The sequence below is a fragment of the Streptomyces sp. NRRL F-5123 genome (assembly GCF_000721495.1).
GTDB lineage: Bacteria > Actinomycetota > Actinomycetes > Streptomycetales > Streptomycetaceae > Actinacidiphila.
This window is the reverse complement of sequence record NZ_JOHY01000122.1, coordinates 2501-5062: the sequence shown is the minus strand read 5'-3', so window position 1 is coordinate 5062 and position 2562 is coordinate 2501. Positions and strand designations below refer to the sequence as shown.

The following is a 2562-nucleotide window of genomic DNA, read 5'->3' as shown; positions in this document are numbered from 1 at the left end:
ACAGTGGACGCGAGCAACTGAGGACAAGCCCTCGGCCTATTAGTACCGGTCAGCTCCACCCCTTACAGGGCTTCCACATCCGGCCTATCAACCCAGTCGTCTACTGGGAGCCTTACCCCATCAAGTGGGTGGGAGCCCTCATCTCGAAGCAGGCTTCCCGCTTAGATGCTTTCAGCGGTTATCCCTCCCGAACGTAGCCAACCAGCCATGCCCTTGGCAGGACAACTGGCACACCAGAGGTTCGTCCGTCCCGGTCCTCTCGTACTAGGGACAGCCCTTCTCAAGACTCCTACGCGCACAGCGGATAGGGACCGAACTGTCTCACGACGTTCTAAACCCAGCTCGCGTACCGCTTTAATGGGCGAACAGCCCAACCCTTGGGACCGACTCCAGCCCCAGGATGCGACGAGCCGACATCGAGGTGCCAAACCATCCCGTCGATATGGACTCTTGGGGAAGATCAGCCTGTTATCCCCGGGGTACCTTTTATCCGTTGAGCGACGGCGCTTCCACAAGCCACCGCCGGATCACTAGTCCCTACTTTCGTACCTGCTCGACCCGTCAGTCTCACAGTCAAGCTCCCTTGTGCACTTACACTCAACACCTGATTGCCAACCAGGCTGAGGGAACCTTTGGGCGCCTCCGTTACCCTTTAGGAGGCAACCGCCCCAGTTAAACTACCCACCAGACACTGTCCCTGATCCGGATCACGGACCGAGGTTAGACATCCAGCACGACCAGAGTGGTATTTCAACGACGACTCCACCCAAGCTGGCGCTTGAGCTTCACAGTCTCCCACCTATCCTACACAAGCCGAACCGAACACCAATATCAAGCTATAGTGAAGGTCCCGGGGTCTTTCCGTCCTGCTGCGCGAAACGAGCATCTTTACTCGTAGTGCAATTTCACCGGGCCTATGGTTGAGACAGTCGAGAAGTCGTTACGCCATTCGTGCAGGTCGGAACTTACCCGACAAGGAATTTCGCTACCTTAGGATGGTTATAGTTACCACCGCCGTTTACTGGCGCTTAAGTTCTCAGCTTCGCCCTGCCGAAGCAGAACTAACCGGTCCCCTTAACGTTCCAGCACCGGGCAGGCGTCAGTCCGTATACATCGCCTTACGGCTTCGCACGGACCTGTGTTTTTAGTAAACAGTCGCTTCTCGCTGGTCTCTGCGGCCACACCCAGCTCACCAAGCACGTTGGATCACCAGACATGGCCCCCCTTCTCCCGAAGTTACGGGGGCATTTTGCCGAGTTCCTTAACCATAGTTCACCCGAACGCCTCGGTATTCTCTACCTGACCACCTGAGTCGGTTTAGGGTACGGGCCGCCGTAAAACTCGCTAGAGGCTTTTCTCGACAGCATAGGATCATCCACTTCACCACAATCGGCTCGGCATCAGGTCTCACCCTGCATGAGGGACGGATTTACCTACCCCTCGGGCTACACCCTTACCCCGGGACAACCACCGCCCGGGCTGGACTACCTTCCTGCGTCACCCCATCACTTACCTACTAAGACTCTGGTTCGTCGGCTCCACCACTCCCCCTCACTCCGAAGAGATCAGGGGCGGCTTCACGGACTTAGCATCGCTCCGTTCAGCATTGGGCGCTTTACAGCGGGTACCGGAATATCAACCGGTTGTCCATCGACTACGCCTGTCGGCCTCGCCTTAGGTCCCGACTTACCCTGGGCAGATCAGCTTGACCCAGGAACCCTTAGTCAATCGGCGCAAGAGTTTCCCACTCTTGTATCGCTACTCATGCCTGCATTCTCACTCGTGAACCGTCCACCACTGCCTTCCGGCGCGGCTTCACCCGGCACACGACGCTCCCCTACCCATCACAGCGGGCGTTGGCCCTCATGCTGCAATGACACGACTTCGGCGGTACGCTTGAGCCCCGCTACATTGTCGGCGCGGAATCACTTGACCAGTGAGCTATTACGCACTCTTTCAAGGGTGGCTGCTTCTAAGCCAACCTCCTGGTTGTCTCTGCGACTCCACATCCTTTCCCACTTAGCGCACGCTTAGGGGCCTTAGTCGATGCTCTGGGCTGTTTCCCTCTCGACCATGGAGCTTATCCCCCACAGTCTCACTGCCGCGCTCTCACTTACCGGCATTCGGAGTTTGGCTAAGGTCAGTAACCCGGTAGGGCCCATCGCCTATCCAGTGCTCTACCTCCGGCAAGAAACACACGACGCTGCACCTAAATGCATTTCGGGGAGAACCAGCTATCACGGAGTTTGATTGGCCTTTCACCCCTAACCACAGGTCATCCCCCAGGTTTTCAACCCTGGTGGGTTCGGTCCTCCACGACCTCTTACAGCCGCTTCAACCTGCCCATGGCTAGATCACTCCGCTTCGGGTCTTGAGCGTGCTACTAAAAACGCCCTATTCGGACTCGCTTTCGCTACGGCTACCCCACACGGGTTAACCTCGCAACACACCGCAAACTCGCAGGCTCATTCTTCAAAAGGCACGCAGTCACGACACCGAACACAAGTGCTCGATGCGACGCTCCCACGGCTTGTAGGCACACGGTTTCAGGTACTATTTCAC

Annotated in this window: 1 rRNA gene (running past one end of the window); it reads right to left on the bottom strand. The window is 57.1% G+C overall.

From position 1 onward, the window contains the following. Positions 1–19: 19 nt before the first annotated feature. Positions 20–2562 (bottom strand): 23S ribosomal RNA (locus tag IH54_RS0138300) (it continues 583 nt past the right edge of the window).